Source organism: Erythrobacter sp. 'gip.4 top 5', from assembly GCF_056495765.1.
Window position 1 is genome coordinate 1,474,611 of the sequence record NZ_CP200270.1, and the last position, 24,376, is coordinate 1,498,986.

General features: G+C 62.7%; 24 protein-coding genes. 10 read left to right on the forward strand and 14 right to left on the reverse strand.

The window, feature by feature from the left end; genetic code table 11:
- Nucleotides 1-55: 55 nt before the first annotated feature.
- From rapZ to ACRANW_RS06965, 4 genes are read right to left on the reverse strand one after another with little or no spacing between them, the layout of a single operon-like run.
- The gene (rapZ, locus tag ACRANW_RS06950; RefSeq protein WP_479433798.1) at nt 56-970 is read right to left on the reverse strand and encodes an RNase adapter RapZ; all 915 of its coding nucleotides are present in this window, start codon (nt 968-970) and stop codon (nt 56-58) included.
- The gene (locus ACRANW_RS06955) at nt 967-1,452 is read right to left on the reverse strand and encodes an HPr kinase/phosphorylase (RefSeq protein ID WP_479433799.1); all 486 of its coding nucleotides are present in this window, start codon (nt 1,450-1,452) and stop codon (nt 967-969) included. The genes rapZ and ACRANW_RS06955 overlap by 4 nt, the downstream gene beginning before the upstream one ends.
- Nucleotides 1,449-3,008 (reverse strand): sensor histidine kinase, encoded by a 1,560-nt coding sequence (locus ACRANW_RS06960; RefSeq protein WP_479433882.1) that lies wholly within the window; start codon nt 3,006-3,008, stop codon nt 1,449-1,451. The genes ACRANW_RS06955 and ACRANW_RS06960 overlap by 4 nt, the downstream gene beginning before the upstream one ends.
- Nucleotides 3,001-3,837, reverse strand: a complete 837-nt coding sequence (locus ACRANW_RS06965) for a response regulator transcription factor (protein ID WP_479433800.1) — start codon at nt 3,835-3,837, stop codon at nt 3,001-3,003. Before ACRANW_RS06965 ends, ACRANW_RS06960 begins: the two co-directional genes overlap by 8 nt.
- A 276-nt stretch (nt 3,838-4,113) precedes the next feature.
- Here ACRANW_RS06965 and ACRANW_RS06970 point away from each other — a divergent pair, with 276 nt between their 5' ends.
- Together ACRANW_RS06970 and ACRANW_RS06975 are read left to right on the forward strand one after the other, a co-directional pair.
- Entirely contained in the window at nt 4,114-5,730 is a 1,617-nt protein-coding gene (locus ACRANW_RS06970) for a phosphoenolpyruvate carboxykinase (protein ID WP_479433801.1), read from the forward strand.
- Between the two features lie 123 nt (nt 5,731-5,853).
- Complete coding sequence (locus tag ACRANW_RS06975) at nt 5,854-6,177, forward strand: hypothetical protein (protein WP_479433802.1); 324 nt, start codon at nt 5,854-5,856, stop codon at nt 6,175-6,177.
- Between the two features lie 37 nt (nt 6,178-6,214).
- Here ACRANW_RS06975 and ACRANW_RS06980 read toward each other — a convergent pair whose 3' ends face one another.
- The 4 genes from ACRANW_RS06980 to ACRANW_RS06995 form a co-directional block, all read right to left on the reverse strand.
- Nucleotides 6,215-7,762, reverse strand: a complete 1,548-nt coding sequence (locus tag ACRANW_RS06980) for a hypothetical protein (protein ID WP_479433803.1) — start codon at nt 7,760-7,762, stop codon at nt 6,215-6,217.
- A 104-nt stretch (nt 7,763-7,866) separates the two neighbouring features.
- The gene (locus tag ACRANW_RS06985) at nt 7,867-9,504 is read right to left on the reverse strand and encodes an FAD-dependent oxidoreductase (protein ID WP_479433804.1); all 1,638 of its coding nucleotides are present in this window, start codon (nt 9,502-9,504) and stop codon (nt 7,867-7,869) included.
- Between the two features lie 111 nt (nt 9,505-9,615).
- Nucleotides 9,616-11,475, reverse strand: coding sequence for a DUF885 domain-containing protein (locus ACRANW_RS06990; protein WP_479433805.1), 1,860 nt, complete (start codon nt 11,473-11,475; stop codon nt 9,616-9,618).
- Nucleotides 11,476-11,523: 48 nt separating this feature from the next.
- A complete protein-coding gene (locus tag ACRANW_RS06995; RefSeq protein ID WP_479433806.1) occupies nt 11,524-11,916 on the reverse strand; it encodes a DUF3597 domain-containing protein in 393 nt (130 codons plus the stop codon).
- 109 nt (nt 11,917-12,025) lie between these two features.
- Between ACRANW_RS06995 and ACRANW_RS07000 the strand changes: the two genes are divergently transcribed.
- A complete protein-coding gene (locus ACRANW_RS07000; RefSeq protein ID WP_479433807.1) occupies nt 12,026-12,238 on the forward strand; it encodes a hypothetical protein in 213 nt (70 codons plus the stop codon).
- Between the two features lie 10 nt (nt 12,239-12,248).
- On the opposite strand, the gene ACRANW_RS07005 is transcribed toward ACRANW_RS07000, so the two are convergent.
- A complete protein-coding gene (locus tag ACRANW_RS07005; protein WP_479433808.1) occupies nt 12,249-12,905 on the reverse strand; it encodes an alpha/beta hydrolase in 657 nt (218 codons plus the stop codon).
- A 174-nt stretch (nt 12,906-13,079) separates the two neighbouring features.
- On the opposite strand from ACRANW_RS07005, the gene ACRANW_RS07010 reads away from it, so the two are divergent.
- From ACRANW_RS07010 to parC, 5 genes are read left to right on the forward strand one after another with little or no spacing between them, the layout of a single operon-like run.
- On the forward strand, nt 13,080-14,018 hold the full coding sequence (locus ACRANW_RS07010; RefSeq protein ID WP_479433809.1) for a cysteine desulfurase family protein: 939 nt from the start codon (nt 13,080-13,082) through the stop codon (nt 14,016-14,018).
- Nucleotides 14,015-15,112, forward strand: coding sequence for a cysteine desulfurase family protein (locus ACRANW_RS07015; protein WP_479433810.1), 1,098 nt, complete (start codon nt 14,015-14,017; stop codon nt 15,110-15,112). Before ACRANW_RS07010 ends, ACRANW_RS07015 begins: the two co-directional genes overlap by 4 nt.
- Nucleotides 15,109-15,444, forward strand: coding sequence for a 2Fe-2S iron-sulfur cluster-binding protein (locus tag ACRANW_RS07020; protein WP_479433811.1), 336 nt, complete (start codon nt 15,109-15,111; stop codon nt 15,442-15,444). The genes ACRANW_RS07015 and ACRANW_RS07020 overlap by 4 nt, the downstream gene beginning before the upstream one ends.
- Nucleotides 15,425-15,841 (forward strand): hypothetical protein, encoded by a 417-nt coding sequence (locus ACRANW_RS07025; RefSeq protein ID WP_479433812.1) that lies wholly within the window; start codon nt 15,425-15,427, stop codon nt 15,839-15,841. Before ACRANW_RS07020 ends, ACRANW_RS07025 begins: the two co-directional genes overlap by 20 nt.
- Nucleotides 15,842-15,894: 53 nt before the next feature.
- Entirely contained in the window at nt 15,895-18,204 is a 2,310-nt protein-coding gene (parC, locus tag ACRANW_RS07030) for a DNA topoisomerase IV subunit A (RefSeq protein ID WP_479433813.1), read from the forward strand.
- Here the strand turns inward: parC and ACRANW_RS07035 are convergent.
- From ACRANW_RS07035 to ACRANW_RS07055, 5 genes are read right to left on the reverse strand one after another with little or no spacing between them, the layout of a single operon-like run.
- Nucleotides 18,201-19,394, reverse strand: coding sequence for a CCA tRNA nucleotidyltransferase (locus ACRANW_RS07035; protein WP_479433814.1), 1,194 nt, complete (start codon nt 19,392-19,394; stop codon nt 18,201-18,203). The two genes, parC and ACRANW_RS07035, sit on opposite strands and share 4 nt — an antisense overlap.
- Nucleotides 19,384-20,010: a CoA pyrophosphatase gene (locus tag ACRANW_RS07040; protein ID WP_479433815.1), complete on the reverse strand. Its 627-nt coding sequence runs from the start codon at nt 20,008-20,010 to the stop codon at nt 19,384-19,386. Before ACRANW_RS07040 ends, ACRANW_RS07035 begins: the two co-directional genes overlap by 11 nt.
- Nucleotides 20,007-20,561, reverse strand: a complete 555-nt coding sequence (locus tag ACRANW_RS07045) for a DUF1285 domain-containing protein (RefSeq protein ID WP_479433816.1) — start codon at nt 20,559-20,561, stop codon at nt 20,007-20,009. The genes ACRANW_RS07040 and ACRANW_RS07045 overlap by 4 nt, the downstream gene beginning before the upstream one ends.
- A gap of 40 nt (nt 20,562-20,601) precedes the next feature.
- Complete coding sequence (locus ACRANW_RS07050) at nt 20,602-21,132, reverse strand: GNAT family N-acetyltransferase (RefSeq protein WP_479433817.1); 531 nt, start codon at nt 21,130-21,132, stop codon at nt 20,602-20,604.
- Nucleotides 21,132-22,310 (reverse strand): PQQ-dependent sugar dehydrogenase, encoded by a 1,179-nt coding sequence (locus ACRANW_RS07055; RefSeq protein WP_479433883.1) that lies wholly within the window; start codon nt 22,308-22,310, stop codon nt 21,132-21,134. The genes ACRANW_RS07050 and ACRANW_RS07055 overlap by 1 nt, the downstream gene beginning before the upstream one ends.
- Before the next feature lies 1 nt (nt 22,311).
- Here ACRANW_RS07055 and ACRANW_RS07060 point away from each other — a divergent pair, with 1 nt between their 5' ends.
- Together ACRANW_RS07060 and ACRANW_RS07065 are read left to right on the forward strand one after the other, a co-directional pair.
- Nucleotides 22,312-22,935, forward strand: coding sequence for a ribonuclease HII (locus ACRANW_RS07060; RefSeq protein WP_479433884.1), 624 nt, complete (start codon nt 22,312-22,314; stop codon nt 22,933-22,935).
- Between the two features lie 259 nt (nt 22,936-23,194).
- Nucleotides 23,195-24,319: a DNA methyltransferase gene (locus ACRANW_RS07065; RefSeq protein ID WP_479433885.1), complete on the forward strand. Its 1,125-nt coding sequence runs from the start codon at nt 23,195-23,197 to the stop codon at nt 24,317-24,319.
- Nucleotides 24,320-24,376: the final 57 nt, after the last annotated feature.

The following is a 24,376-nucleotide window of genomic DNA, read 5'->3' on the forward strand; positions in this document are numbered from 1 at the left end:
ATACCGTGAGGAACAATGCGCTTACATCATGACGCTCAATTGCCGAAGACTGGCGCTAGCGACGATCCCGTTCGATGGTATCGGCCGCGCGCGAACCCAGATTGCGGTGTCTGACAGTGGGCGAAAACCCCGCGTCGCGCAAGGCCTGAGCCATCCGCTCTGTGGTGTAGACCGACCGGTGTCTCCCACCAGTACATCCGAAGGCGACGTGGACGTAGGGCTTGCCCTGCGCCGCATAGCGCGGAAGCAGTGCAACCAGCAGGTCGCGGATACGATCAAACGCCTCGGCAAAAGCCGGATCGCGCGCGATATGTTCACCGACTTGCGCGTCCTGCCCTGTCTGTTCGCGTAAGGTCGGAACCCAGTGTGGATTGTCCAGAAACCGCATGTCGAAAACCAGATCGGCCAGCGGCGGCATTCCACGGGCGAAGCCGAAGCTGGAAAGTGTCAGTGTGAGTGCCGGATCGCCGGCGGTCCGCACAAAGAGTTCGCGGATCCGGGTTTGCAATTCATTGCTGGTCATCGCTGTGGTGTCGATCATCACCTCAGCCCAGCGCCGCAAAGGTTCAAGCAACTCGCGCTCGGCTGCAATGCCTTCCATCACGGGACGCCCATCCGCCATCGGGTGGCGGCGCCGTGTCTCGTTAAAGCGGCGCTCCAACTCGCCGCCTGCGCAGTCGAGAAACAGGAAAGTCAGCGCGATATCGGGCCGCGTTGCAAGGTCTTTGACCAGCGCGATGATGGCCGCTGGCACGAAGCCGCGGGTGCGCGAATCGAAACCGATAGCAAGGGGCCCGCGCGCGTCATCAGGCGCAGTGACGAGGCCTTTCAGCATTCGCACGGGAAAATTATCGATTGTCTCCCAGCCGAGATCTTCGAGCACGGCTAGCGTGGTCGATTTGCCCGCGCCAGCGAGGCCGGTGACAAGGAGCAACTCGCGTTGCGCTGGCGGGGCTTGGGGCTCGGTCATGCCTCATTATCTGACGTGTCTGCACGGCAAAGGGAAGCCGGTTTGAATGTGAGGCCATGCACGGCCAGCGCCCATTCCGCCCGAGGACCGGGGGCCATCGTGCCGGGATCAAAGGCTAGGACAGGCACAGCGATCCCCGCGATCGCCCGCGGCAGCAAGGGCGTTGCCGGGAGGCGTTCCGGCGCTGGACCGCCGAGGGTCAGGATCAGCGCAACCGGCGCTGGGCCAGCGAGTGGTTGTCTTACAAGACCGACGCCGCGCACTTCCAGAAGGCCTGCAATGTTCGGGGGTGGGGCGGCGATCAGGCGGTCACCTTGGGCTGCCAGTGTCACGCCGTCATCGCCGATCAGACCGGCTCCGCGATCAAGCAGTGCCAACGCGAGGCTGGATTTGCCACTGCCCGGTGGCCCTTCGATCAGCAAGGCGCGCCCAGCGATTTCCACTGCGGTTGCCTGCATCACCAAAGGCTCAGTCGGCTTCATGACGCAGCGGGCAGGCTTAGCCGCAAACAGGCACCCATAGCGGCATCAGGGCGGCTTTCTGCCGTGAGCGTACCGTCATGCGCTTCGGCAATCGCACGACCGATGGCGAGGCCGAGGCCAGAGTGATTGCCGAAGCTTTCCTCCTTGGGCCGATCGGAATGAAAGCGCCGGAACACATCTTCGCGCCGTTCAGGCATGATGCCGGGGCCTTCGTCGCAAACATCGGTGATAATCTGGCGTTCAGCCCGGCGGATCGAGACACTGATGATGCCTTCTGCAGGCGAGAACGATACGGCGTTATCGATCAGGTTTTCGGCGACGCGTTCGAGCTGGGTTGGTACGCCCATGACTGTGTGGCTGCCCGGCGCGCTGTCGAGAATGATCTGGCGTCCTGCGTTCATTGCACGTTCTTCGCGGCTGCGGACGAGATTGGCAAAAAGATCCGCGAGGTCGACCCGTTCCAGCGTAGCGCGGCTGATCTCGGCATCGACCCGGCTTGCGGTGGCGATTTCTGTGACGAGTCGGTCGATTCGGCGTACGTCATGGGTGGCAATCTGGATCAATTCTGTGCGCAGGTTCGCGTCTTCGACACGCGGCAGCGTATCAATCGCGCTGCGCAAGCTGGCGAGCGGATTCTTGATTTCATGCGCAACATCAGCCGCGAAGGTATCGACCGCGTCGATCCGTTGCCGCAGCGCGCCGGTCATGTCCGAAACAGCGCGGGCGAGCAGGCCGATCTCGTCGCTGCGTTGCGGCAGGCGCGGCACTTCAACCTCACGATCGCGCCCCTGCTTCACGCGCACTGCGGCCCGCGCCAGCAGGCGCAGCGGCGTCACGATCGTGCGCGCCAGAAACAGTGACAGCAGCGCCGAAGCGGCCATGACCAGCAGCATTGCGATGAACAGAGTCGAGCGCGCCGCACGCACGCTTTCAGTAATGTCGACCGCGTTGCGTACCGTGAACAATGTTGCGCCCTGCAAACCCACCGGTACGGCGGCAGTGATGACAGGGGTGCCGTCAGCCCAGTCGTAAAGCCGTACCTGGCTGAGGCCGAGTTCTCGGGCACGAGCAAGCTCTGACCAAGCGTCGGCTTCTTGTGCTTCGGGTTCGACATAATCCTGCACAGCTTCAGCGCTGACGATGGCATCGACGGTGCGATCAATCCAGCGGGCAAAGCGTTGCTCCCAGTCATCATCGTTGATGTCGTTGAAACGGAACGCGGGTTCGGCAAGGGCAAAGCTGTCGGCGGTCAGCTTGCCTTCGATATCGAACAGCCGCAGGCGCATCCGCTGTTCCTTCCCGATCTGGACGAGCAAAGCCTCCTGCCGCTGACGGGTCGCTCCCGCGAGCGCCTCGGCGGTGATTTGTGCCTCGATCCGGGCAAGCTTAAAGCGCTCATTGATCAGCTGCGTTCGATAACTGTCGAGATAGAACAAGCCCCCGCCCAGGATCAGTAAAGGCAGGATGTTGACCACCAGAATGCGCGCAGTCAGCGCGAACCGGCCAGTCTTGATCAGCTGTTCGCTGTTGGCGCCGGCGCGTGCGCCTTCAGCCATCGGTGAAGCTGTAACCTGCGCCATAGAGCGTTTCGATGCCATCGAAGGTGGGATCGACCACCTTGAACTTACGCCGCATCCGCTTGATGTGGCTGTCGACTGTCCGATCATCCACGAAAACATCGTCCGGGTAGGCAGCGTCCATCAGCTGGTTTCTGCTTTTGATGACACCGGGCCGAATGGCGAGGGCTTCGAGGATCAGGAATTCGGTCACCGTGAGGCTCACGGCCTGCGCGTCCCATGTCACCTGATGCCGCGCTGGGTCCATGAACAGGCGTCCGCGGGAGAGTGTGGCGGGCGCTGGCCCAGGCGCTGCGTCGGGACTGGTACCGGCAACCAGCGGCTCGGCCCGGCGCAGGATCGCGCGGATGCGGGCGATCAGCAAGCGCAAGCTGAACGGCTTGGCGATGTAATCATCGGCCCCTAGCTCAAGACCCGCTTCCTCGTCGCGTTCATCGTCCTTGCTGGTTAGGAAGATAACCGGCATTGGCGAATGGGCGCGCAGACGGCGCAACAGTTCCAGCCCGTCCATGTTGGGCATCTTGATGTCGAACACCGCAAGATCAGGCGGATTATCAAGCAAGGCTTTCAACGCAGTGTCGCCATCGGAATAGAGCCGCGTGGCAAAGCCTTCTGCCTGCAGAGCGATTGATACAGTGGTCAGGATGTTACGATCATCGTCCACCAACGCAATCTGGACCTTGCGGGCATCGCCTTCGCCATTTCCTGCGAGTGACGATGTCGGTGCAAGGGGCGGCACGAGCGAAGCAGCCGGTTCGGTGATACTGTCGGACACGGTTTCAATCCTCTCTCCCCCGGTGATCTGCATGATGCGAAGCGGTAGCGCGAACCCGCCTTGACCGCAATGGCAGCCAAAGACGACGAGGTTTGGGATGACCGCGGTCAGGTGCGCGGAAGTGGTGAATGACAGCGCATGCGCCGTAAGCTTTCCGATGGAGCAAACGAACACGACCCAAGGTTGCATACGTATGCGCAGGTGCTACGGGGTGACAGGCAAGGAACAGGATTCGCCGGTGCTCGCCGGGCCGTCCCTGCTGAATAGAACGCTGCCGCCTATCTTGCTGCTGCCCCGCCCAGGAGACGTATGTTGACCTCGCTCGCAACCCCGCTGTCCGCTCAGAACCTTGTCACTCGTGCGCGCCTTTACGGCAATCTGGGCACCGCAGCACTGGTCGAACATGCGCTGGCCCGGAGCGAGGGCAAGCTGACCAAGCACGGCGCATTGTTGGTGGAGACCGGCAAGTTCACCGGCCGCAGCGTCAAGGACAAGTACATCGTGCGGGATGCCTCCACGCAGGAGACGATCAACTGGGGCCCGATCAACCAGCCGATGAGCCCGGAGCATTTCGCCGCGCTGAAGGCCGATTTCCTCGAAGCGCTCGAGGGCCAGGACGAGCTTTACGTCGCTGATCTGTTCGGCGGATCGCAGCCCGAATATCGCGTGAATGTGCGGGTCATCACCCAGATGGCATGGCACAGCCTGTTTGTGCGCACGCTGCTGGTGCGCCCCACGCCTGAGGAACTCGCCAGCTTCGCGCCCGAATACACCATTATCAACCTGCCCAGTTTCAAGGCCGATCCCGAACGCCACGGCTGCCGCAGTGACACGGTGATCGCGGTCAGCTTCACCGAAAAACTGATTCTGATCGGCAACACTGAGTATTCGGGCGAGATGAAGAAGGGCGTGTTTGGCTTGCTGAATTACCTCCTGCCAGCGCAAGGCGTGATGCCAATGCACTGTTCGGCCAATATCGGCGCGGATGGCAGATCCGCGATCTTCTTCGGTCTTTCGGGTACGGGCAAGACGACGCTGTCGGCTGACGCCACCCGCACGCTGATCGGCGATGACGAGCACGGCTGGTCGGACACCGCCGTCTTCAATTTTGAAGGCGGCTGCTACGCCAAGATGATCAACCTTTCGGCCGAGGGCGAGCCGGAGATTTACGCCACTACGCAGATGTTCGGCACGATCCTCGAAAACGTGGGCATGGACGAGGATACCCGCGAACTCGACTTCACGGATTCATCGAAGACCGAGAACACCCGCGGCGCCTACCCCATTGAGTTCATCTCGAACACGTCCGACAAAAACCTCGGCCCCGCGCCGTCAAACGTTATCATGTTGACTGCGGATGCCTTTGGCGTGTTGCCTCCGATTGCGCGGTTGACCGCCGATCAGGCGATGTATTACTTCCTGTCTGGCTACACCGCGAAGGTCGCTGGCACGGAAATCGGCGTGACTGAGCCGGAAGCGACCTTCAGCACCTGCTTTGGCGCGGCCTTTATGCCGCGTCACCCCAGCGTCTACGGTAATCTGCTGAAAGATCGCATCGCCAAGGGCAGCGCCGAATGCTGGCTGGTCAACACCGGCTGGACCGGCGGCAAGTATGGCACCGGTAACCGGATGCCGATCAAGGCGACCCGCGCGCTGCTCAACGCCGTGCTGGATGGCAAGATGGACGATGTCGAATTCCGCAAGGATCCGAACTTCGGTTTTGACGTGCCGGTGAACGTGCCGGTGCTGGCCGACGCCGGGATAGATCAAACCATCCTCGACCCGCGCAGCACCTGGGCCGACGCTGCCGAATATGATGCGACCGCAAGGAAGCTGGTCGAATTGTTCATCGCCAATTTCGCGCAATTTGAGGCTTATGTCGACGAAGGCGTCCTGCAAGCCGCGCCCGCGCCTGTCGCCGCCTGACTCGCGCCAAACCCGTTGGAGAGGGAAGCCCCGCCCGGCGTAAGATCGGAGCGGGGCTTTTTCCATGAAATGGCCTAGCCTCACTAGACAGACCGGCCCGTACCGAGTCGGAGGAGACACACCATGAGCATTCTCGACGGTATCCTGAAGAACATTGGCGGCGCGCCGGACGATGTGGTGAACCTTGCGGCGAAGATCGGCATTGATCCCAAGCTGGTCGAGCAGGCGATTGCCACGCTTGGCAAGACGCACACGATGGACGGCGACACCGTCACGCTGGCGGCAGAGAAGACGGGGATGAGCCCCGATATTCTCAATCAGATCGTCACCGCGATTGGCGGCGAGGGATCCGTGGCAAACTTCGCGTCGATCCTTGACCGCGACGGCGATGGCAGTCCGGTCAATGATATTATGGGCATGGCCAAGGGTCTTTTCGGCAAGAGCTGACGCAGGTTCAGACAGGCGGGCACGGGAGCGGGGGAAATCACTCCCCTGCTTCAGGCGTGCCGGACATAGCATCAATACCCGTCTCGACATCGAGTGTGATCGTCTCCCCAGACGGAGTCTTGGCGAGCAGGTCAAGCATCAGCTTGGCCCGCTCCGCTGCGCCGCCTCCGTGCGGATTGGCCGCAACCGGCAATAGAAAGTCACGCGCAATGTCCAGCTTGCCCTCCTTGATCAGCATCATCCCCGTGTTGAGCTGCAAGGTCTGATCAAAGGGCGCGAGCCGCGAGGCGTGCTCCAGAGCGGCGCGGGCGCTTTCGGGCGGAGTCACACCGCGCTCAGCAAAGCTGCGATAATAGTATATCAGCGGCAGCGGATGATCGTTTTCGATGGCGTTTAGCGCTTCGAACGGCATCATCGCCGCCTCGTACGCTGCTTGCTTGTCCTCGGCGCTCGCCGCTTCGCGAAACAGGGCAAAGCCTTTCTGGACATAAGGGTTGGTGCGCGAAGGTTCAGCGGCGATGGCGCGGTCAGCAGCAGCGATGGCCTCAGCGTTATTGCCCGCATCATACTCCGCCTCGGCCAGCGCGGCGAGCACGCCTGCATCATCAGGGTACTTTGCCGCGACGGCGCGGACTTCTGGCAAAAGTTTTGCGGCTTCTTCGGCATCAACCCCGCGCTGAGATCGGATCACGAGCGGCATTACCAAGGCTTCGCCAGCTGGCAGTTTGCGCAAGGTGATCGGTGCGGTTGTCAGCTTGTCAGGCGTGAGGGCAAAGGAATACATCCGGCCGCGCGCATATGCCTTCAACTCGCGCTCCAGCACATTGAGATCGCCGAAAGCCGCTTCCCCGGCAGCCAGCGGCTCCATTCCGTTGATAAGATTGAGCTGATATTGCCCCATCTGTTCGGCTCGCTCGTCGGAGAAGGTCAGGTAGTGATAGAGCAGCCAGCTTTTGCCGTAGAAGGCGTCGTACCTCTTTCCCTTCTGCTTTTCATAAAGCTCCGGGTCGAGCAACTCGCGCACGTGGACCGGATCGGCAAAGGCCAGCTCATTCCCTCGGTGTTGCGCTGCGCGCCCGATCAGCAGGCTGCCGTCATCGTTGAAAGTCGCCGCGGCAAAAAACTCCGCCGCACCCTCGTTCCACCAGCGCGGCATGGGAAAGCGCGATGCGGAGATTATAAAATGGTGCGCATATTCATGCAGCATCACGATGGTGGAGAAGTGCGGATAGCCTTTCTGGTTGCGAATTTCCTGCACGAAAGCACGGCTGCCGCCTGCGCGCGGAATATAGAAGCCGCCGATGTTGCGGCTTCCACTCAGAGCGCGCATGTCGCGCTGATCGCCGACAACGAAAATCGTCACACGATTGGACGGGCTGGGTTTTTCAGTTTTCTGATCGGTCAGGACTGCCATCGCGCTGTGATAGCGTTCGAGGTTCTCTGCGAATTTGTGCAGGTCAGCTTGCTTGTCGTCGGCATAGATCACGAAATGATCGCTCGACGCTTCGTGCCATTCGGCCCAGCCAGGCTGCGCTGCGACCAGGATGAGGCCTGCTGTGACAAGGCGAAAAATCCCGGAAATCATGTCGAACACCCTACTGCGTTTCGTGCGACGGCACGCCAAATCTGGTTCAGATTATCGAAGTTCTTGCGCTTGACCATAGGTTTGCGAAAAAAAGAAGAGCAAATTCAATCGCCCGCAGGGCGTGTCTCTTCCAGATATTGCCAGATGCGGCTGACGACCACTGATCCTTCGCCCACCGCGCTGGCCACCCGCTTGACCGAATTGGCCCGCACATCGCCAACTGCGAAGATACCGAGCGCGGTTGTGGCGTAATCATCCGCCTGCCCCGCGGCAGCGCCGGTCAGCACGAAGCCTTTCGCGTCGGTTTCGGCAAGGCCTGAAAGCCAGCCAGTGTTGGGCGCCGCGCCAATCATGATGAACAGCGCGCGGGTGACGATCTGCTGCGCGCCATCGCCCGCCTTCAACGTGATCGCTTCAAGCCATTTGTCGCCATGCAGCGCGGTGACTTCGGCGTGGTAGTGGATGGTAATGCGCGGATCGGCCTCCAACCGCTGCGACAGATAGCTTGACATGGACGCGGCCAGGCTGTCGCCGCGCACCACCAAATGCACGTGGGTCGCCGCGCGGCTGAGGAACATCGCCGCTTGCCCCGCCGAATTGCCGCCGCCGATCACCACAGCGTCGGTCTTGCCGCAGAAACGCGCTTCCATTTCGGTTGCCGAATAGAAGATGCCGGCGCCTTCGAGTGCCTCCAATTTGGCAAGCGGCAGGCGGCGATATTGCACGCCGGTCGCTACCAGCACCGCACGGGCGCAGATTTCATCAGCCCCGGTGTCACCGGCGTCCAGCGTCGCACAAAACGCCCCGTCCTCGCGCCGCGAAAGGCCCTCCACCCGGCGTGGCATGACAAAGCGCGTGCCGAACTTCATCGCCTGCACCTGACCCCGGAATGTGAGGTCGGTGCCGCTGATGCCGGTTGGAAAGCCCATGTAATTCTCGATCCGGCTCGACGTGCCGGCCTGTCCGCCCACAGCGGTATCCTCGATTACCAGTGCCTCGATCCCCTCAGACCCGGCATAGACCGCCGCCGCCACGCCCGCAGGCCCGCCGCCGACGATCAGCAGGTCGTAGGTCCGTTGGGAACAGACATCCAGATCAAGCCCGAGATATTGCGCCACCTTGCGCGGGGTGGGGTCGATCATCCGGGTCTTGGTCGCAAGGATGACGCCGGGTTCGTGGCCGGTGAGGTCGCACAGGCTTGCCGTCTCGCGGTCGGGGGCGTCCATGTCGTAACTCTGGAACGGGATGCGGTTGCGCGACAGGAAGCGTTCGACCGCCTGCACGGCGCCGTCGCGATCGGCGCCGATGACCTTGATCGTGTCATTGCGGTTGTCGAATTGCTTGCGGCGTCTTGCGGCAAACACCGTAATGAGGTGATCCGACAGTTCCGGCACCCGGCTCATGAGTGCCAGCATTGGCGCGCGCGGGGCCTCGATCACCTTGGTGTCGACCGCCGCGCGCATCCGCATGATGTTGGTGCCGCCATTGAGGAAGCCGATTTCCCCCAGAAACTGCGTCGGCCCGAGGCTGGAGGGGAGCAGCCTTTCGCCGGTGGCGGGATCGACCACCTCGATCTCGCCTTCCACAACATAGACGAAGCGGTCCATCGGCTCGCCGATGTCCATGACAATATCGCCCGCCGCGTAACGCCGCTCTTCGCCGATTTCGCATATGGCGGCGACGTGTTCGGGCGCGAGCGGCACCCGGCGCATCGTTTCAAGGTCTTGTCCCAGCGTTTCCATGCGGCCCTCCTTGCGTCGGCAGAAGGCAACATGGGATCAGGTGCCGGGCTTTGCAATTCGGCGCTTGGCTACCCCCGCCGCATCTGCACGGGAAGGGCGCAGGTTAGCGGTTTAGCCCTTTGCGCTGGCGATATAGCGGCTGACGGTGTTGGCCATCACCGAAAGCGGTGCATTGCCGCCCAGCACCAGCGCGGTGTTGAAGGCGCGGAAATCATATTCGCTGCCCAATTCCCTCTGGGCGCGTTCGCGTTGCCGCAGGATTTGGGAATGGCCGATCTTGTAACCGCAGGCCTGTCCCGGCCAACTGCAATAGCGGTCAACTTCAGAGGCGACCTCCTCGACCTTCGATCCGTTGCGTTCGACAAAGAACTGACGCCCTTGTTCGCGGGTCCATTGTTTGGAATGCAGGCCGGTGTCGACCACCAAGCGGCAGGCCCGGAAGGCGAGGCTCTGCAGGAAGCCCAGCCGTCCGACCTCGAAGCCCTCATACGCGCCCAGTTCATCCGCGATCTGTTCGGCATACAGCGCCCAGCCTTCGGAAAAGGCGTTGAAGGCAAGGATCGAGCGGATCAGCGGAAGCCGATTGGAAAATTCGCCCTCCCACACGTGGCCGGGGATGCTTTCGTGAAAGGTGAGGTCGGCCAGATCATACTTGCGGTGCAGATCGGTGGTGCGCAGGTTAATCCAGAACCGCCCCGGAATGCTGCCATCCTTGCTGCCTGCCCCGCCGTAAGCGCCCGGCGCGCCGGGTTCTTCGGAGAGCGGCAGGCGCACGACCTCAAGCCGCGGATTGACCACCTGCGTGAAGGCGCGGGGCATCTGCGCCTTGATCCAGGTGAGGCGTTCATCAATGAACGCGAAGATCTCCTTGCGCCCCGGATCGCCTTCAGCAAATTGATACCGGGGATCTTCGGCCAGCCCGCGCATCCGTTCGCCTACGCTGCCTTTGGTATAGCCGATGGAGCGCAGGATCGGGTCCATCTGCCCGTGGAGTTCGTCGAGCTCGGCCAGGCCCTGACGGTGGATTTCATCGGGCGTAAGGTTGGTGGTGGTCGAAGCGCCCAGTGCCCAAGCGTAGTATTCCTCGCCCATCGGCTGTGCCCAGATGCCGGCCTTGTCCCCGGCACTTGCGCGCTGGGTGCGCAGCTCTGCCAGCTGGCGTTCCAAGGCGGGGATGATACCGCTGGCAGCAGTCCGGTTCGCCTGTGCGGCGGCCGCCTTGGCCTCCGCCATGTCCGATTTTTCAAGCGGGCCGGCATAGCTTGCCGTGGCCTCGGCAATGCTGGCTTCCATCTGCGCAATTGCTTTGTCGAGCAGGAAGGCAGGCGGCACCACACCCATGCCGCGCGCGGCGCGCACCCGATCGCGCTCGCCATCCAGCAACGCGGGCACCTCGGTCAGTCGGTCGATATAGGCGCCGACATCATCGGCGCTCGCCAGTGGCTGCGTCGAGGAAAAAAAGCGCGGCAGATCAATGTAGCCGCCAACATTCTGGATCACCACATAAGGCGCGTTGCGCCAGCTGCCCACGGCCACATCGCCATAAGGGAAGGCCATGCCTTCGACCGCGCGGGTGAAAGCGGTTTCCACCACTTCGAACCCGATTTGCTGATCGCTGGTCAGACCATCCTTGGGATGGCGGCGAACCTCGGCAATCATGTCCTTCAGGCTGGCAGCATAGGCCGCACGGCCCGCTTCAACCGGCGTGCCGAAGGTGCTGCGCCAAGCCGCATATTTGCCGGTATCCACGCCCAGACCGGTGGCACGGCCCGGTTCATGTGCGAGCATCCGGTAAGCAATGTCCTGAAGCTTGACGTCCGCATATTGCTGGGCGTCTGAACCAAGTGGAATGCCGGGGGAAACGACCGCGGGCTTGCTTGTCGCGCAGGCGGGCAACAGCGCGAAGGCGGACACGCCGCCAAGACCCTGAAGGGCCCGGCGGCGGGTGATTTGGGCTTGGTTCTCTTGCATGCCCCGGTGTGGCGGGGCGCAAATCACGTGTCAATCACGCGCGCGCGATCAATCCTTGAGCATGCCCGGCATCGTGCCACCTTCGGCGGCCAGCATGTTCAGCACCGCATGGTGGAGCGCGATGTTCTGCTCCGCTGTGCCTTCGTAATCGGTGATGCCGAGTTCTTCGGCCAGTTCCTTGCGATTGGCATAGCTGGGATCGACGCCGACCATCTTCATCAGATCGACAATCGACGTGTGCCAGTTGTGATCATTGGCGCCGGGCAGATTGGCGATCCGGGCCTTCATGTCGGCTTCGCTGATCGGGTCGGGCGCGGCAGGGGCGACACGGGCGGTCACCGGCGCAGCACGCGCTGCCGCAGGGGTTGCGGGCGCGGCGGTCTTGGCTTCGTCTTCATCCGAGCCCCAGATCGCATTCTTGATCGACGAAAAAATTCCCATAAGAGGCTCCTGTTGATAGCATCAGCCATACCGCCTTACCGTCATCGATGTTCCATCGCGATGACGTGGGTGGGAATTGTTGCTTGCTGCTTTGGAGCCTTACACCGCCATGACCGATATCGTACTGTCGATCGTGATGCTGGCTGCGCTTTTGCTGGCGGCAGGGGCCGTTGTGCTGTGGCGGCGCACGGGGGTGCTGAAACAGCCCGCGCTGATGGTACTGCTCGCCGTGATCGCAGTGGTGAATGTGCTGATCTGGACCTTGCCGCAAGCCGATGGCGAGGCCCCGATCACGCAGATCAGGGCCGCCGAAGAAGGTTAGAGCGGCGGCGTTATTTGATCGGGCATTCCGGAGACAGGCGGAAATCCAGATAATTATCGACCGACTTCATCAATTCATCGAGCTCGTTTTCGAAGAAGTGATTGGCGCGTGGGATTTCTTCGTGATGGATGGTGATGTGCTTCTGGGTGCGCAGCTTGTCGACCAGCTTTTGCACGGCATTGGGCTGCACCACCGTATCGGCCGCGCCCTGCACGAAGATGCCGCTGGCGGGGCAGGGAGCCAGAAAGCTGAAGTCATACATATTGGCCGGCGGCGCCACAGAGATGAAGCCGCGCACTTCGGGGCGGCGCATCAGCAACTGCATCCCGATCAGCGCGCCAAACGAATAGCCTGCGATCCACGTGCTTTGCGCCTCAGGGTGGATCGATTGCACCCAATCCAGCGCCGAAGCTGCATCGGACAATTCGCCGATGCCACTATCGAAGCTGCCCTGCGAACGGCCCACGCCGCGAAAGTTGAACCGCAGCGTGGCAAAGCCGCGGTCGGCAAAGGTCTTGTACATCCGCTGCACGATCCGGTCGTTCATCGTGCCGCCGCCTTCGGGGTGCGGGTGCAGGATCATCGCCACGGGCGCACGGGCACGTGGCGGGGGCGAGAAACGACCTTCGAGGCGGCCTTCAGGGCCGGGAAAGATGACTGAGGGCATCGGGCAAACCTTGCGAATGAGGAGCCGCACCACGCCGGGTGGCGCGTGCGAAAGCGGTCTCTATATACGGGGCGACGCAATTTTCGCAATTTTTTGTGAGGCACTCCCATTCCTGACCGTATCTACCTCGACCACGCTGCCACATCGCCCCTGCGTCCCGAGGCGAAGGCCGCGATGGAGGAGGGGTTCCGGCTATGGGCCAACCCCTCGTCGCCCCATGCGGAAGGCCGCAAGGCGAAGGCCGCGCTGGAGGATGCGCGCGAGCGCGTGAGGGCGGCGCTGGGGTGGGAAGGGGAACTTATTTTTACCAGCGGCGCGAGCGAGGCGCTGTGGATTGCGCTGAACCGGGCCAAAGCCATGCGCCGGATCGTAAGCGCGGTCGAGCATGACGCGGTGTTTCGGGCTGCGCCTGATGCGGACATATTTACTGGCGTAGAGGCGCTGGATGCCGATACCTTGATTGCCGTCCAGCACGTCAATTCTGAAACCGGAACGATCAATCCGGTCAGCGACATGGCTGCAGCCTTGAAGGAAACCGGCGCACTGGTGCTGTCTGACTGCGCCCAGAGTGCGGGCAAGCTGGCGCTGCCCGATGCCGACATGGTGGTGGTTTCCGCTCACAAGTTTGGCGGTCCGATTGGTATCGGGGCTTTGCTGGTGCGCGATTTCCATCTGTTGGAACCTGTCGGCGGGCACGAGCGCGGCTATCGCCAGGGGACCGAGAATCTGCCCGGCGCGCTGGGTATGGCCAAAGCGCTGGAGGCCGGAGGCGCAGAAGACTGGGCCACGACTGAAGCCGAACGGCTCAATTTACGTGACGTGCTGGCCCAGTCGGGCGAACTGATTGCGCCGGGGGCGCAGGCTTCGCATATTTTTGCGGTCGCCCACCCCACCATTTCGGCCCAGGCCCTGCTGATCCGGCTCGACAGTCAAGGCTTTGCCGTGTCGGCGGGCAGCGCGTGTTCTTCGGGCACGCTCAAGAAAAGTCGGGTACTTGATGCCTTTGGCGTCCCCGATGATGTGGCGGCGCGCACAATCCGAGTGAGTTTGGGGTGGAACACCACGCCCGAGGAACTGGATCGGTTTGCAAAAGCGTGGGCTTTGCTCACATGATCTACCTCGATTACCAAGCCACCACGCCGCTCGCGCCCGAATCGCGCGAAGCCATGCTGCGCTGGCTCGGCGGGCCGGACAGCGACACCTTTGGCAATCCCCACGCACCTCACCGCATGGGCCGCATGGCTGCTGCCGCGGTGGAAACGGCGCGTGAACGCGTTGCGGCGCTGCTGCCTGAAGGCGGGCAGGTGGTTTTCACCTCTGGCGCCACCGAAGCGCTTAACATGGTGCTGCTGGGCACGCCGGGAGATGTCATCACCTTTGCCACCGAACATGCCGCCGTGCTCGATTGCGCAAAAGCGGTCGAGGCGCAGGGGCGGCGCTTTACCGTGCTGCCGGTTAAGTCCGATGGGCGCGCCGATCTGGAGGCGCTGCAAGCGGCGATCACGCCCGAAACCGGACTGGTCGCAGTGATGGCCATCAACAACGAAATTGGCGTTCGCAACCCCCTTGACGCGGTCGTCGCTTGTGCACGGCAGGTCGGGGCCAGGGTGCTGGTAGATGCCGTCCAGGCTTATGGTAGAGTGCCCGTGGAGGTGGCGGCGGATTACATCGCGATCTCGGCCCACAAATGCCACGGCCCCAAAGGCATCGGCGCGCTGTGGATCGCCGGCGACGCCAGACCCCCGGTTGCCCTGCTTCATGGCGGTGGACAGGAGGCCAGCCTGCGGTCAGGCACCCTCTCGCCCGCCCTTTGCGCAGGCTTCGGCGCAGCCGCGCAGCTTTCGGCAGAATGCTTTTCCGAGCAATTGTTTCACGTGGAACATTTATGGAACATAGGGCGGGCAGCGTTTGCGGACTGGGATTTGAACGGCAGCGCAGATGATCGCTGGAAAGGCAATCTCAACATTCGGCGAGAGGGATTGGACGTCGCCCGACTGATGAGTGACTGTCGGCAGATCATGTTTTCCGCAGGGTCAGCCTGTGCCAGCGGGTCAGGCCGGACCAGCCATGTTCTAAAAGCGATCGGCCTGATGGACGCTCAGGCAAAGTCCTCTATCCGCCTCGGCTTTGGGCGCTATACAACACGTCAGGACATCGAAACCGCCGCGGAAGTGATCATTGCCGCCGCCAGGGAGCAGGGCCTTTGAGCATCACCGTCACCTTTGTCGATCCACGCGGGAACCCTGTCTCAGCGGCTGCTGAGCCAGGCGATACGCTGCTGCGGGTGGGGCAGTCGGCAGGATTGCCGCTGGAAGGTACGTGCGAAGGACAGATGGCCTGTTCGACCTGCCACGTCATCGTTGCGCCGGAATGGTTCGACCGCTTGCCCGCCGCGACTGACGAGGAGGAAGACATGCTCGATTTCGCCGCAGGGGTGCGGCGCACCAGCCGGCTTTCGTGCCAGATCGAACTGACCGGTGACATGGACGGCCTGACCGTCAATGTGCCGGGTGAGGCCCATGATGCCCAGCGGATGTAGTCGGCTTCTTGCGCTGGCTGCTGGCGTGGCGATCATTTCAGGATGCAGCGCGGGCGAGAAAGCGCAATGCATGGACGGGTTCTGCCTGCCTGAGGATGTGGTGATTGTTGGCACTGAACAGCCTGCGGACTCTACCACCTATCAAATGGTCTGGCGCGGCGAATCGTTTGCCTTGTACGCGGGCAACTATCCCGCCTTCGATGCGGCGTCGGCGCGCGCCTTTCCTGTGCCGCTCGATCCGTCGGCGTTGTTGCTCGAAGGCGGCGGAAGCGCGCAAGTGCAGATGCGGTTGAGCCAGTCTGCGGTGAAGTTTCTGCACCTGAGCGGACAGTGCGAGGCGATCAAGACGTGTGCCTTGGCCGATCTTGCCCAAGCAATCACGCGCGCACCAAATTAAACTCTGTGGAAACCCCTCTCCCAGCCCAGCCAGCGGATTGCTAGACCACAACGATGACCGATCCTGTGACCACCGCTGCGCCGGACGATGGCTTTGACGCGATCGTCGATGCGCCCTTCGATGCCGCCTTGTCCGAGCGGTATCTGGTCTATGCGCTGTCCACCATCACGGCGCGCTCCCTGCCCGATCTGCGCGATGGGTTGAAGCCGGTTCACCGGCGCCTGTTGTGGGGGATGCGCCAACTGCGGGTAACGCCCGACAGCGCCTTCAAGAAATGCGCGCGCGTGGTGGGCGATGTGATGGGCAAGTATCACCCGCACGGCAATCTGGCGCTGTATGACGCGCTCGTCCGCCTCGCCCAGCCGTTCATGCTGCGCTATCCGCTGATCGAAGGGCAGGGCAATTTCGGCAATATCGACGGCGATAACGCTGCGGCCGATCGCTACACCGAATGCCGCCTGACCCGCACCGCGATGGAGCTGATGGCGGGGCTGGATGAAGGCACGGTCGACTTCATCCCGACCTATAATAACGAGGAAGAAGAGCCGGTCATCTTCCCCGGCTTGTTCCCCAATCTGCTTGCCAATGGCGCCAGCGGGATTGCCGTGGGTATGGCAACCAGCATCCCCAGCCATAACGTCGCGGAAATCATCGATGCAACGCTGGAACTGATCGACAATCCCGCAGTCACGCATGAACGACTGATGGCGCTGTTCCATGGCCCGGATTTTGCCACAGGCGGACAGGTGATCGACAGCGCGGCTGCCATATCACAGGCTTACCTCACCGGGCGCGGGAGCTTCCGCCTGCGCGGTCGCTTCCACGCGCCCGAAGCCAAGGAGGCGGATGACATTGCCGCCGGTATCGAGCGGCTGGGCGCAGGGCAGTGGCAGCTGGTCATCTCGGAAATCCCGTATCAGGTGCCCAAGGGCAAGCTGATCGAACAGATCGCCGCCGCCATCGCTGATCGCAAGCTGCCGATCCTTGAAGACGTGCGCGACGAAAGCGACGAGGCGATCCGCATCGTGATCGTGCCCAAAAGTCGCAACGTGGATCCCGAGTTGCTCAAGGAAAGCCTGTACAAGCTGACTGATCTGGAAACCCGGTTCAGCCTCAATCTCAACGTGCTGGATGAACGCCCTGGCTTTGGGCGCACCCCGATGGTGATGGGGCTGAAGGAATTGCTGGAAAGCTGGACCTTCGCCCAGATCGACATCCTTCAGCGCCGCGCGCGGCACCGGTTGGCGCAGATTGCCAAGCGGCTGGAACTGGTGCGCGGCTATATCATTGCCTACCTCGACCTCGATCGGGTGATCGCAATCATCCGCACCGAGGACGAGCCCAAGCCGGTGATGATCGCCGAATTTGACCTCAGCGATATGCAGGCCGAGGCCATCCTCAACATGCGGCTGCGGTCCTTGCGCAAGCTGGAAGAAATGCAGCTGCGCAAGGAACAGGACGCGCTGCTGGCCGAAGAAGCCGACCTGAACGCGCTGCTCGAAAGCCCGGCCAAGCAGCGCACCCGGCTGAAGCGCGACCTGCGCGCCCTACGCAAGGCCTATGCCGAAGACACGCCGCTGGGCGCACGCCGCACGCTGATTGCTGAAGCTGCCGCCACGGTTGAGTTCTCGATGGACGCGATGATTGAAAAAGCGCCGGTCACTGTAATCCTTAGTCAGAAAGGCTGGATCCGTGCGGCGAGCGGGCACGTGCCGCTGGATCAGGAATTCAAATACAAGGAAGGCGATGCGCTCGCCTTCATCCTCCACGCGCAGACCACCGACAAGCTGCTGCTGGCGGCAAGCGACGGGCGGTTCTTTACGCTGGGCTGTGACAAGCTTCCCGGCGCACGCGGCTTTGGCGAGCCGGTACGCACGATGGTCGACCTGGAAAGCGATGCCAATGTCAGCGCGATGATGGTGCATCGCCCCGGTGGGCGCCTGCTGCTGGCCTCCAACCACGGCAAGGGTTTTGTCGCGGAAATGACCGAGCTGCTGGCTGAAACCCGCAAGGGGCGGCAGGTGGTGAACCTGAAGGATGGGGCACGGTTACAGGTGATCCGCCCGATCCCCGAACAGCACGATCATGTCGCCTGCGTGGGCGACAATCGGAAACTGGTGGTCTTCAATCTGGAAGAGATGCCGGTGATGACCCGCGGCCAGGGGGTGCAATTGCAGCGTTATCGCGATGGCGGCATGTCCGACGCGACCACTTTTGTTCTGGCTGATGGCCTTAGCTGGCAGATGGGCGGATCGGGTGAGCGGACCCGGACCGAAACCGAAATCCGCATGTGGAAGGTGGCAAGAGGCGCCGCAGGGCGGATGCCACCCCAGGGCTTCCCCAAGGACAACCGCTTCGACTAATCGAAATTGAAGGCGCTGGTGCCCAGTTCCTCGGCCAGCATCTGGTTGACGCGGTCGGCTGAGGGGAAGCCTTCGGCGACCCAGCGCCCTTCGATAGTGTGGAGCAGCCGTGCGACTTGCGGCCCGGCGGTGATCCCGCGCGCGACGATCGCGCCGCCTTTCAGCGGGAACACCGGCACGCTCCAGTCATTCAGCACCCTTGCATCTGCACCGATCAGCAACAGCCGGTCGATCGCCAGCGATAGGCTCAACCGGTAGGCCAGCGCCTGGGGATCGGCAGCGTCGCTGGCGCTGCGCTCGGCGGCGCTGACCAGCCGGGTGCGCTGGACTTTTGACAGGCGCAGGCGGGCGGCGACCGTCTCGGCAACCTCGGGCGAGGGCGGCAGCAGTGCTGCAAGCCTGCGCACCGGATCGGCGGCGATACGTTGCGCGCTTTCCGCCGCAATCAGGCGACCCAGCGCGACCAGTTGCGTGGCGCAGGCTTCGGGCAGGATCACGCCCAGCACGCCGCGCGCTTTCATCCGGGCCAGCGTGGCGTGGGGATCGGGCAGGGCCAGCAGGTTCAGGAGTTCCGCCGCAATCCGTTCCCGGCTGAGACCCTTCAGTGTGTGGGCGAGGTCCGCGCAGGCATCTTCTGCCTCGTCATCCAACGCCGCGCCGAAGCGGGTCTGAAAGCGGTAGTAGCGCAAAATGCGCAGGTGATCTTCGGCAATCCGTTGGCGTGCATCCCCGATAAACCGCACGCGGCCTGCGCGCAGATCATCCAGACCGCCGAAATAATCCTGGATTTCGAGCGTTTCAGGGTGCGCATAAAGCGCGTTGATAGTGAAATCGCGCCGTGCGGCATCCTCGTGCCAGTCGTGCGCAAAGGCGATGGTGGCGCGCCGGCCATCGGTGGCCACGTCGCGTCGCAAGGTGGTAACTTCGACCGGGCCGTCCTTCAGGATCGCGGTGACGGTGCCGTGGTCAATCCCGGTTGGCACAGTGCGAATGCCCGCCCGGTCGCAAGCCGCGATTACTTCATCAGGCAGCAACCGGGTGGCGCAATCGACATCATGAACTGCAACGCCCAAAAGCCCATCGCGCACCGCGCCGCCGACCCAGCGGATATTGTCCGCGCCCAGCGCAGCGGTCAGCGCGGCTAGTCCTGCGCGGCGCGTCCAATCGGCCTCAGCAAGATCACGCAGCATTGCGCAAAGCCTCCAAATCGATCCGCCGCGACAGGTTGGCGATGATCGCGGCGGTTACGCCCCAGATCCGGAAGCCCTGCCATTCGCGTTCAAGATAGCGCCGGTTGGCGCCGCGCCAGAACACTTCGTTGCTGGTCCAGCTCGATGGATCGAGCAGCATCGCCAGCGGCGCTTCAAACCACGCGTCAACCTCGGCGGGGTTGGGGATGAGGGTGAGACCGGGCGGCACCACGCCCACCACTGGCGTCACCAGAAAGCCGGTGCCGGTGTGGTAGAGGTCGCTGGTGCCAATCACGCGGACGGCTTCACGCGGCAAGGCAAGTTCCTCCTCGGCCTCGCGCAGCGCAGCAGTGATCGCATCCTCGCCCGGATCGATTTTTCCGCCCGGAAAGGCGACCTGCCCCGGATGATCGCGCATGGCGCGGGGGCGCTGGGTGAGAATCACCTGCGGATCATGCGGCACATCGGTGATCGCAATCAGCACCGCGGCAGGGGTGGCGCGGCCATCGCGAGCAAAATGCGCATCGCTGAGCAAGTCGGGAATCGTGCGCGCATGGCCGTCGGCAAAGGCCCGCGCGAGCGTATCATGGATGCTGGCGGCAGGCGGCGGGGTCATGGGAGGAGGCGAAAGGTCTCGCCCTTGCTGGCGATTTGCCAGCCGTTTTTGTCCGCACCTTCGGCCAGGGCGATTTCGGCCAGCTGCGCCCAGGTCGACCGGTTCAGACGCGCTTCGCAGCCCCGGCGAACGTGGAGGTAAATCGCCGGATTTTCCGGATCGCCGGTCGCGCGCAAGGCATGATCCGATCCGGCGATGACGAGGTCGTCGGTGTTCAGCCGGAAGGCCAGCGCATCATCCGCCCGCACGCAGTCTGTGGCGATGAAGCAGGCATCTTCCACTTCGATGCTGAGCTTTTCGAACGGGGTGACCAGCCAGTGATGGCCTTCACCGTCACGGGTGAGCAGGCCTGCAAAAGCGCGCACCATCGCTTCCCGGCGGATCACGCCGCCTTCGTGGAACCAGCGTCCGTCAGCGGTGATCACCATGTGGCTTTCGCCGATCTGCTGCGGTGCCCAGCCTTCGACCGGGGGGAGTTTGCGCTGTTCCACCAGTTCCGCGATCTGGGCGAGAGTCAGGCTGGCGAGATAGGGCGGTGGTTCATAAGGCATAAAGGCACCGTTGGCAGATGAAGCGCCGAAGGTGAAGAGGCTAACCTTCCCACGGCGCCAGCATCCCTTCGGACGGCAGCGCAGCAAGTGCCGATCCGCGTGCCAGCAGGCGGTGCGCTTCATAAGGCCCGGGGCAACGCCAACCGCCTGTCATCGCCGATGAAAAGCCCCAGCGCCCGTAATAGTCCGCGTCCCCGATCAGCACTTGCGGCAAAGCACGGCCACCGGCAGCGGCAAGGCGGGCGTCCTCTGCAATCATTGCACTTATCAGTCCGACGCCAAAGCCTTCACCCTGCCTTTCAGGCACCACGGCCACCGGCCCCACCATCACCAGCGGCACCTGCCCTGCCTTGGTCTGCAAGGCGATCGGCCAGCACTGGATGGTGGCGACCAGCATCTCGTCCTCGTCCAGCGCGGCAAGGCTCAGGCCCGGCAGCCAGTCCATGCCTTCGCGGATGCGGTAAGCTGTGCGCGCGTGGCGATCGAGGCCGAACGCGCGGTCGAGCACGGCCTCAATCATAGCGGGGTCGACAGCCTCAAGCGGGATCAGCGTCGCCGTCGTGGTGGCCATCAGCGGGCGGTGAGCTTCAGCAGCTTGGCGCCCTTGCCATCCTCGGCGATATAGATCGCGCCATCCGGTCCCTGCGCTATGGCACGCAGGCGATTGTCAAAGCCATGGCGCGCAACTTCGCGGGCGTTCTGGCCATCAATCGCCACGTCGATCAGGGCCTCTGTGGCCAGACCCGGCATCAGGGCATGGCCCTTCCAACCTGCAAACATATCGCCGGTGTAGATCAGCATGTCGCCCGGCGCGATAACCGGGTTCCAGAAGGCGGCGGGCTTGGCAAAGCCATCATCCGCGCTGTGATCGGGGATCGGATCGCCGTTATAATGCTCTCCGTTCGAGCGGACCGGCCAGCCATAATTGGCTGCGCGCTGGACGAGGTTCAATTCGTCACCGCCAGCCGGGCCATGCTCGACCTCCCAAAGGCGCCCTTGCGCATCCCAGTCCATGCCGAGGATGTTGCGGTGACCGTAAGACCAGATTTCCGCCGTGGCGCCGCCCTTGTCGGCCATCGGGTTACCAGCGGCGGGCGTTCCATCGAGATTGAGGCGGACAATCGTTCCCAGCGTGTTCGAGGTATCCTGCGCCGGCTGCATCTTTTGCCGCTCACCACTGGCAACGTAGAGATACTTGCCATCGGGCGAGATCGAAAGGCGGTGGGAATAATGACCCCGGCCCGAGACCTTCGGCGTCTGGCGCCAGATGACGTTGAGGCCCTGGATTGTGCAGGTGGTGGGCTGGGCGCAGTTCAGCGTGCCCTTGCCAACGGCCGCGCCGCGGGTGTCACCTTCGCCCGCTTCGGCCCAGCTCAGATATATCGTCCGGCTGCCAATTGTAGCGCCTGCTTCGGATGGCAGGAAGGCAATGTCACCAAGACCGCCCTGGCCGCCGTAATCAACCGTCGGCGTTCCGCTGACCGTTGCGATCTGTCCGGTGGCGGTATCGACAAGCTTCAACGCGCCAGACTTTTCGGTGACGAACAACATGGCGGTACCGGGCGCGAAGGCCAGCGCCCAGGGTTCTTCGAACGTGGCAACGTCGCTTGAACGGAACGGGGTGGCCGCTCCATTGGCCGCCGAAATCTCTCCCGAAGCCTGGGTGGTTTCCCCCATTTGCGCGTTGGTGCAGCTTGCCAGCATCAGCGTAGGCAGGGAAAGAGTGATGAGGAAACGGGCAGAACGCATCATGTTTGGGGTTGCTCCAGATTTTACGGTCACAGGCGCTCCGCTGGTCATCGGGGTGGACGAGGCGGGGCGCGGGCCGCTCGCCGGGCCGGTGGTGGCCGCGGCAGTTGTGCTTGGAGTGGCGATACCTGCCGGGCTCGATGATTCCAAGCGCCTTTCGGCCAAGCGCCGTGCCGTTCTGGACGAAGCGATCCGTGGCACCTGCGGCTGGGCGGTCGCGGTGGTCGAGCCTGACGAGATTGACCGTGTGAACATCTTTATGGCGACCATGCTGGCGATGACCCGCGCTGTTGGCCGTTTGACCGCCGCACTGGGCGTTGAAGCCTGCAACGTGCTGATTGATGGCAACATGACCCCGCAGAGCCGCTGCGCCGAATGGTGCTGGCCTGCACGTGCGATTGTCGGCGGGGACGGGATCGAACCGTGCATCTCGGCTGCCTCCATCGTTGCGAAGGAATGGCGCGACCGGCTGATGCTGGAAGCGGCGCAGGACCATCCGCATTACGGGTGGGAGCGCAACAAGGGCTATGGCACGGCCGAGCACATGGCGGCGCTCCGGGTGCATGGCCCAACGCCACTGCATCGCCGCAGCTGCGCCCCGGTTGCGCAGGCCAGCCTGCTGTAATCGGAATTATGCGAGAAGGATGGCGTGCGAGGTGAGTCCTGCGCGCCACACCGCTGCATATCGAGTCCCCTTGCGACCACAGGACTCAACATCTTGTGCCGGTCTTGTTTCGTTCCGCATAAGCCTTGTGCTCCTGACTCCCTGTCAACCATAAAATGCGCGAAATTAGGCGCTTGACGGGGACTCTTCAAAGACTCATGCCTGTGGATAAGTGGAATGCATAGCAGGCGGGACCAAAGCAGTGGGCGTGATAGAAAAGGTGAAGTCGCGGGCAAAAAGCGTTGTTAAAGCGCCGGAAACCGTGCGCACGCATGATTTGCCGCTGGGCCGCATTCTGCCCGGGGATTGCATCGCGGCCATGCGCTCGCTCCCCACTGCCAGTGTTGACCTCGTGTTCGCCGATCCGCCGTACAACCTGCAACTGGGCGGCGATCTTAACCGTCCGGATGGCAGCCACGTCGACGCTGTGACTGACCACTGGGATCAGTTCGACAGCATGGCGGCCTATGACACATTCACCCGCGCATGGCTGACCGAAGCACGCCGCGTGCTGAAGCCCGATGGCGCCCTGTGGGTGATCGGCAGCTATCACAATATCTTCCGCGTCGGCTCGATCCTTCAGGATCTGGGCTTCTGGATCCTGAACGACATCGTCTGGCGCAAGACCAATCCCATGCCCAATTTCAAGGGCACCCGCTTCACCAACGCACACGAGACACTGATCTGGGCCAGCATGGGGGAAAAGGCGCGGTACCAGTTCAATTACCGCGCGATGAAGACCCTGAATGATGAACTTCAAATGCGCTCGGACTGGGTCATGCCGATCTGCTCTGGCGGAGAGCGGCTGAAGGAAAACGGCAAGAAGGCGCACCCCACCCAGAAGCCCGAGGCGCTGCTGTACCGCGTGTTGCTGGCCACGACCGAGAAGGGCGACGTCGTGCTCGATCCCTTCTTTGGCACCGGCACCACCGGCGCGGTGGCCAAGCGGTTGGGCCGCGAATGGATTGGTTGCGAGCGCGAGGATGCCTACCGCGAGATCGCCACCCGGCGCATCGCCAAAGAACTGCCGCTCGATGAAAGCGCGCTGACCACAATGCAAAGCGCGCGTTCTGCGCCGAAGGTGGCGTTTGGCGCGGTGGTCGAAGGCGGGCTGATCCCGCCCGGCAGTCAGGTGTTCGACAAGAAGCGCCGCTGGATCGCCACGGTACGCGCCGATGGTAGCCTTGAGTGCGAAAGCAAAACCGGTTCGATCCACGGGCTGGGCAAGGATCTGCAAGACGCGCCTTCCTGCAATGGCTGGCTGTTTTGGCATTACGAAAATGCGGGCAAGGTGAAGCCGATTGATGCTGCCCGCCAGTTGTACCTGCTGGCCTCTGAAGATTAAGGCCTGCAAGGGCTAAACATTGCTACAAAATGAACGGCTTACCTTGACTTTCAGGTA